4 protein-coding genes are annotated in these 6,695 nt (G+C 72.9%); 3 read left to right on the plus strand and 1 reads right to left on the minus strand.

Annotated elements, in window-relative coordinates:
* Positions 1-80 precede the first annotated feature (80 nt).
* Entirely contained in the window at positions 81-1,481 is a 1,401-nt protein-coding gene (locus tag ACIQVZ_RS27225; protein WP_402453386.1) for a YDG/SRA domain-containing protein, read from the plus strand.
* Positions 1,482-1,536: 55 nt separating this feature from the next.
* On the opposite strand, the gene ACIQVZ_RS27230 is transcribed toward ACIQVZ_RS27225, so the two are convergent.
* Complete coding sequence (locus ACIQVZ_RS27230) at positions 1,537-4,275, minus strand: AAA family ATPase (RefSeq protein WP_402453387.1); 2,739 nt, start codon at positions 4,273-4,275, stop codon at positions 1,537-1,539.
* A 192-nt stretch (positions 4,276-4,467) separates the two neighbouring features.
* On the opposite strand from ACIQVZ_RS27230, the gene ACIQVZ_RS27235 reads away from it, so the two are divergent.
* Positions 4,468-4,845 (plus strand): nuclear transport factor 2 family protein, encoded by a 378-nt coding sequence (locus tag ACIQVZ_RS27235; RefSeq protein ID WP_402453388.1) that lies wholly within the window; start codon positions 4,468-4,470, stop codon positions 4,843-4,845.
* Between the two features lie 77 nt (positions 4,846-4,922).
* Positions 4,923-6,449 carry an MFS transporter gene (locus ACIQVZ_RS27240; protein ID WP_402453389.1) on the plus strand — a complete coding sequence of 509 codons (1,527 nt, stop codon included), beginning with the start codon at positions 4,923-4,925 and terminating at the stop codon, positions 6,447-6,449.
* Positions 6,450-6,695: the final 246 nt, after the last annotated feature.

The raw sequence follows: 6,695 nt of genomic DNA on the forward strand, positions 1-6,695 counted from the left end.
TGCTACAGGTTGCGGAACTGTCCCGGGTCGGCATGCGTTTCGCGATACAAAGTTCGCCTGGTGGATCAGTTGGGGGCTCAATGTCGAAGACGAGTCGGGTGGATGCTCTCTGCGCGGCGGCGGCTGCCTTGCGCGTCGATCGGTCGTCTGGGCAGCCTGCCCGACACCAGCCGATCACCTTGCTGTGGGCCATCGGGCGAGCGGCAGCGAACCAGCCGCGAATGGTGTGCTGGACGAAGGCGCGGGCTGAGCTCAAGCCGTTGCTTGAGGAGTTCGGGCACACTGGGGCGAACCCCTCGCCGGAGTATCCGTTCGTGGCCTTGAGCCGGTCCGGACTGTGGGAGCTCCGCGGGTACGAAGGCGAGGTTCCGGCAGCCCGCGGGTCAGGACTCCAGCGATGGCTCGATGACCACGAGCCACTGGGCGGACTGGAGCACGACTTCTACGAGCTGATGGCGACTGCCCCGGCGGCTCGCAAACGCGTGGTCGACACCCTGGTGAGTCAATTCTTCGATACAGAGAAGCGCACAGACTTGTTGAAAAATTTCCGACTCGGCACCCCCGAATTTGACGGATACGGGGCCGTACCGGGGATCGAGGTGGGTCGCGTCTTCGCAAACCGGCAGGCACTGCATGACGTCGCCGTGCACCGGCCGCTCCAGGCAGGCATCTGCGGCACCGCGGACGGCGGAGCGGAGTCCATCGTATTGTCCGGCGGCTACGAGGATGACGAAGACCACGATGACGTCATCATCTACACCGGACAGGGTGGGCGTGACAACAACACCGGTCGGCAGGTACGCGACCAGACTCTTACTCGCGGAAATGCCGCTCTTGTGACCAGCCAAACAACTGGCATTCCGGTACGAGTGGTCAAAGGCGATACAGATAGCGGTTACCGTTACGATGGACTCTTCCGGGTTGAAGCCTTCTGGCATGCCGTTGGTCAATCCGAATTCCTGGTCTGGCGCTACCGGCTAACAAAGATCTCTTCTGACGAAACGGTCACTCAGGATCCGGAAGGTCAGGCACCGGAAGGTCGGACGAATACGACACGCGTGGAGACCACCTTTCAGCGGATCATCCGTAGTACCAAGGTGGCGAACTACGTTAAGCGCGTCCACGGCTTCACCTGCCAGGTGTGCGGCACGCGACTTGCCACGCCCACGGGCGCCTACGCAGAAGCTGCGCATATTCGGGCCCTGGGCAAGCCACACAACGGGCCTGATCTTGCCGACAACATCCTGTGCTTGTGTCCCAACCACCACACGCTGTTCGACTTCGGCATGCTGTCCATCGCGGATGACCTGACAATTACCGACCGTGCCACGGGTGCCCGCCTTGGGAGGCTGCGTGAGGTTCGTGGTCATCGAATCGATCAGGGGCACCTGGCCTATCACCGAGAGCACCACTCCGAGAGGTGGAAACACGGGCAGGACGAGGGAGCCGGCGACGAAGGTGCAGACGACGTCGGGGAATAAGGCCCAGGGCCCTGCCGGAGGTGTTCGGGAGGGCCCTTTGGTGTGGGTGGGGGTGTCAGAGGGTGGTGGGGAGGTCGGTGCGGGAGGTGATGTGGAGTTTGGGGTAGGCCTTGTAGAGGTGGTGGGCGATGGTGCGGGGGCTCAGGAAGAGTTGGGCGGCGATCTCGCGGTTGGTGAGGCCTTGGGCGGCCAGGCGGGCGATCTGGAGTTCCTGGGGGGTGAGCGGGGAGTCGGGGGTGCCGGTGGGGCTGGTGGTGGGGGCCGGGGTGCCGGTGGCGGTGAGTTCGATGCGGGCGCGGGCGGCCCAGGGGTGGGCGGCGAGGCGTTCGAAGGTTTCGAGGGCGGCGCGCAGGTGCGGGCGGGCGTCGGTGCGGCGGCGGGAGCGGCGCAGCCATTCGCCGTAGAGGAGGGCGGTGCGGGCCTGCTCGAAGGGGCGGTGGGTGCCTTCGTGGAGGTCGAGGGCGGCGCGGTAGGCGGATTCGGCGAGTTCGTCGGGGCCTAGCAGGGCCTGGCAGCGGAGCCGGAGCGCCTCGGTCCAGGGGCGGTCGGTGGCGGCGCTCCAGCGGGCGAAGCGTTCGTAGGGTTCGGCGGAGCGTTCGGGGGTGCCGAAGCGGACGGCGGCTTCGACCAGGTCGGGGACGGCCCGGGTGGCGCTGACGTGGTGCCGGTGGGCGCCGGTGGTGAGGGTGTGCAGGCGGTCGGCGGCGTCGCCGGCGCGGCCGTGGCCGAGGTCGAGCAGGGCGAGTGCCCAGTGGGCCCAGGGGCGGCCGGCGGCGGGGGCGGCGGTCTGCGGGCCGGTGGTGGCGAGGGATTCGGCGGTGAGCCGGGTGCAGCGGTCGGTGTCACCGTCGAGGGCGGCCAGGTAGGCGAGGAGCGCGGTGAGTTGGCTGGTCCACTGGTGCTGGCCGGTGTCGCGGGCGAGGGCGAGGGCTTCGGTGGCGGTGACTTCGGCGTCGCGGTGGCGGCCGTGGAAGAGTTCGGCCTCGGCGAGGAAGAACTGGAGGGTGGGCATCACGCCGATGGTGCCCTTGGCGCGGGCTTCGGCGACGAGTTCGCCGCCGAGTTCGGCGGTCTCGTCGTCGCGGCCGAGGATGAGGGTGGCGCCGCAGAGTTGGACGAGGTCGACGGGGGTTTCGGCGCCGGCCTTGCGGGCTGCCGCGGCGGTGTCGCGGGCGGCGGGGGGCTGTGGTGCGGGCCGACCGAGGGCGGGGAGCACGGCGGCGGGCAGGTGGCGGGCGAGCGGGGCGAGCGGGTCGTCGTCGGCGAGCGGTAGCGCGGCCAGCCGGTCGAGGACGGCGATCACCGGTTCCTCGCCCGCGTACCAGGCGGTGTGGAAGGCCTGGAACAGCATCCGGGCGGCGTGCGGCGCCTCGATGGCGGTGCCGGCGGCGTCGAGCAGCAGCCGGTAGGCGGTCGGGTAGGAGCCGCGCCAGAAGTGCGCGGTGGCCCGGACCTGGTCGAGCAGGGCGTGTGCCAGGGGGTTGTCGGTGCGGGCCCCGGCCTCGTCGGCGAGCGTTTCGGCCTGCGCCAACTTCCCTTCTTCGGTGGCGGCTTCGGCGGCCAGGACGAGGCGGCGGGTGGCGGCGTCGCGCTCCGGAGTGAGGCGGGCGGCCCGTTCGTACGCGGCGGCGGCGCCGCCGTGGGCGCCGCGGGCCTCGGCGCGGACGGCGGTGCGTTCCAGCGCGTCGGCGAGGGCGGCGTCGGGAGCGGTGGCGGCGTGGGCCTGGTGCCAGGTGCGGCGGTCGCCGTCCGGCAGCGCCCCGGCGATGGCCTGGTGGATCGTCAGTCGCTGGTGGTGCGGGGCACGTTGCAGGATGGCGGCGCGCAGGAGCGGGTGGCGGAAGGCGATCCGGCGGTCGGGGGTGACGCTCGCCAGGCCCGATTCCTCGGCGGGGCCGAGGTGTTCGGCGGGGACGCCGAGGGCGGCCGCGGCGGGCAGGACGACGTCGAGTTCGCCGGTCTCCTCGGCGGCGGCGACCAGCAGGAGGGTCTGGGTGGCCGGGGGCAGGCCGGTGACCTGGCCGTGGAAGGCGATCAGCAGCCGACTGGTGAGCGGCAGGCCGCCGGGCGCGGGCGGCGGCGAGCCGGAGGTGTTCTTCTGCGTCCCGGTGGAGATGGGGAGTTCGGTGAGGGCGAGCGGGTTGCCGGCCGCCTCGACGAGCAGCCGCTCGCGGACGGCGGTGGGCAGGCCGGGGCCGGCCCGGTGGTCCAGGAGCCGGGCGGCGTCGGGCTCGGGCAGGCCGGTCAGCCGGAGCTCGGGGAAGCCCGTGGTCGGGAGTTCCGGTGCGGCGCCGCCGGTGCGGGCGGCGAGCAGCAGGGCTACCCCTTCGGCCTGGAGTCGGCGGGCGGCCAGCAACAGGGCGTCGAGGGAGGCGTCGTCCAGCCACTGCGCGTCGTCGAGGACGCACAACAGGGGCTGTTCGGTGGCGAGTTCGGCGAGCAGTCCGAGGGTGGCGAGCCCGACCAGCAGCCGGTCGACCGGGGCGCTTTCCTCGGCGAGTCCGAATGCCGCTTCCAGGGCGCGCCGTTGCTGCCCGGGCAGGGCGTGCAGCCGGTCGAGGCCGGGTGCGAGCAGCAGGCTCAGTCCGGCGAAGGGCAGTTCCGCCTCGTACTCGACGCCCGCCGCCCGGATCACCCGGAACGCCTCGCCCGCCCGCCCGACGGCGTCGTCCAGCAGCGCGGTCTTGCCGATCCCGGGCTCGCCCCGGAGCAGCAGCACCCCGCTGTGGCCTTCGCGTGCCGCGTCCAACAGTCCCGCCACGACGGACTGTTCGTCTTCCCTCCCGTACAGCATGCCCCGACCCTACCGAGGCCCTCCCGGCCGCAGGTACGGGCGGGCACCGCCGATCACACCTACGTACCCCCCGCCGGACGCTACGTACCCCCATGCCGATACGTGACTGATTCGCCCGCGCCGGCCCGTCCCTACCTTGGTGAGCAGCGGGAACGAGCCGCTCAACCACCCACCGGGACACGGGAGAAGACCATGACCGAGATCACCGCCACCGCCCTCCAGCAGCTCGCCGAGCGCTACTTCGCGGTCTGGAACGAGACCGACCCGGCCGCCCGCCGCAAGCTGATCGACGAGGTGTGGGCCGTGGACGGCCGGTACACCGACCCGCTGGCCGCCGTCGCCGGCCGGGACGCGATCGACGCGCTGATCGGCGCGGCCCAGGCCCAGTTCCCCGGGCTGGAGTTCACCCTCGGCCCGGTGGACGCGCACCACGACATCGCCCGGTTCACCTGGAACCTCGGGCCGGCCGGCGCCGAACCGGTGGTGATCGGCTTCGACGTCCTGGTGGCCTCGCCGGACGGGCGGATCGGCTCGGTGTACGGCTTCCTGGACCGCGTCCCGGGCGCCTGACGGCAGGCCGGACGGGTCGGGGGCGACCCCCACCGCTCCCGACCCACTCCCCCCGACCCCACTGAGGAGAAACCGAGATGAGATCCGCCCTGACCGCCCGTCCATCGACCGCTCCCGCCGATGCGAGCAGCAATGCGCCCGGCATTGCGGGCACCACCGCGAGTGCCACCGCGCCCGGGGCCGAGGCGGCGGCCGGCGCCCCGCGCGGCCTGCTGGCGGTCGTCCTGACCGCCACCTTCATGACCGCCCTCGACTTCTTCGTCGTCAACGTCGCCGTCCCGTCCGTCCAGGCCGACCTGGGTGCCGGACCGGCCGCCGTCCAGTGGGTGATCGCCGGATTCAGCCTGGCCCTCGCGGCCGGCCTGGTCACCGCCGGCCGGCTCGGCGACCGGTACGGTCGGCGCCGGGTGTTCGGGCTCGGTCTGGCCCTGTTCACCCTCGCCTCCGCGGGCTGCGGCCTCGCCCCCACCGCCGCCGCGCTGGTCGGCGCCCGGGTGATGCAGGGCCTGGCGGCGGCGCTGATGGGCCCGCAGGTGCTGGCGATCCTGCGGACGGCGTTCAGCGGCGCGGCGCAGGCGCGGGCCTTCGCCCGGTACGGGCTGACCATGGGCGTCGGCGCGGTGTTCGGCCAGTTGATCGGCGGGCTGCTGATCCGGGCGGACCTCTTCGGCCTCGGCTGGCGCAGCTGCTTCCTGATCAACCTGCCGATCGGCCTGGCCGCCCTGGCCCTGGTCCGCCGCTGCCTGCCGGAGTCGCGCGCCCCGCAACGGCCGGGCCTGGACCCGGTGGGCGTGCTGCTGGTCACCACCGCGCTGACCGCCCTGGTGCTGCCGCTGATCCAGGGCCCCGCGCAGGGCTGGCCGCTGTGGACCTGGCTCTGCCTGGGCGGCGCGCTCGCCCTGCTGGCCGGCTTCGTGGTGCACCAGCACCGCACCCGGACCGGCGCCACCACGCCCGACTCCGGCAGCGGCTCCGGCAGCGGCTCCGGCCCCGCCGCCCCGCTGGTCGACACCCGGCTGTTCCGGACCAGGGCCTTCGGCGCCGGTCTGCTCGCCCAGCTCGCCTTCTGGCTCGGCCAGGCGTCCTTCTTCCTGGTGCTCGCCCTGTACCTCCAGCTGGGCCGCGGTCTGGACGCGCTCGGCGCCGGGCTGGTGTTCACGGCGATCGGCCTCGGCTACCTGCTCACCTCCAACGTCACCCACCGCGTCGCCGCCCGCCTCGGCGGGGCCCGGACGATCGCCGCCGGCGGGCTGCTGATGGCCGTCGGGCTGGGCCTGCTCGCCCTCGCGGTGTGCGGCGCGCCGGGCGGGAGCGTGTGGTGGCTGACGCCGGGGCTGTTCGTGGACGGCCTGGGGATGGGCCTGGTGATCGCCCCGGTGACCTCCGTGGTGCTGGCCGGGGTCGAGCCCCAGCTGGTCGGGTCGGCCGCCGGTGTGCTGGCCACCGTGCAGCAGGTCGGCGGGGCACTGGGCATCGCGCTGATCGGGCTGCTCTACTACGGCGGGGGCGACCCGGCGGCCGCGTTCGGCCGCAGCGTGACGGCGCTGGCGGTGCTGGAACTGGTGCTGGTGGGCCTGGTCCGGCTGCTGCCGCAGAAGGGCTAGCGGGACCGGGCGGGCGCGCACGAGCGGACGGGATCCCGGGAACGGGTGGGATCCCGGGAACGGGTGGGATCCCGGGAACGGACGGGATCCCGGGAACGGGTGGGAGGGACGGGGCGGGTGGGGCGGGCGGGTGAGCTGCGGCCCCCCCCCCCCCCCCGTACGGCCCCCCCCCCGTTCGGTAAGTACCACCCATAGGGGTGGGTGGGCGGGTTATCGAGGTGAAGAGCGCCGGACCCGCGGGGGAGG

The organism is Kitasatospora sp. NPDC098663, from assembly GCF_044760075.1.
GTDB lineage: Bacteria > Actinomycetota > Actinomycetes > Streptomycetales > Streptomycetaceae > Kitasatospora.

What these genes read in the sequence shown, in the direction of transcription:
- ACIQVZ_RS27225 (WP_402453386.1), top strand. Translation starts at nt 81, where the DNA reads ATGTCGAAGACGAGTCGGGTGGATGCTCTCTGCGCGGCGGCGGCTGCC.
- ACIQVZ_RS27230 (WP_402453387.1), bottom strand. Translation starts at nt 4,275, where the DNA reads ATGCTGTACGGGAGGGAAGACGAACAGTCCGTCGTGGCGGGACTGTTG.
- ACIQVZ_RS27235 (WP_402453388.1), top strand. Translation starts at nt 4,468, where the DNA reads ATGACCGAGATCACCGCCACCGCCCTCCAGCAGCTCGCCGAGCGCTAC.
- ACIQVZ_RS27240 (WP_402453389.1), top strand. Translation starts at nt 4,923, where the DNA reads ATGAGATCCGCCCTGACCGCCCGTCCATCGACCGCTCCCGCCGATGCG.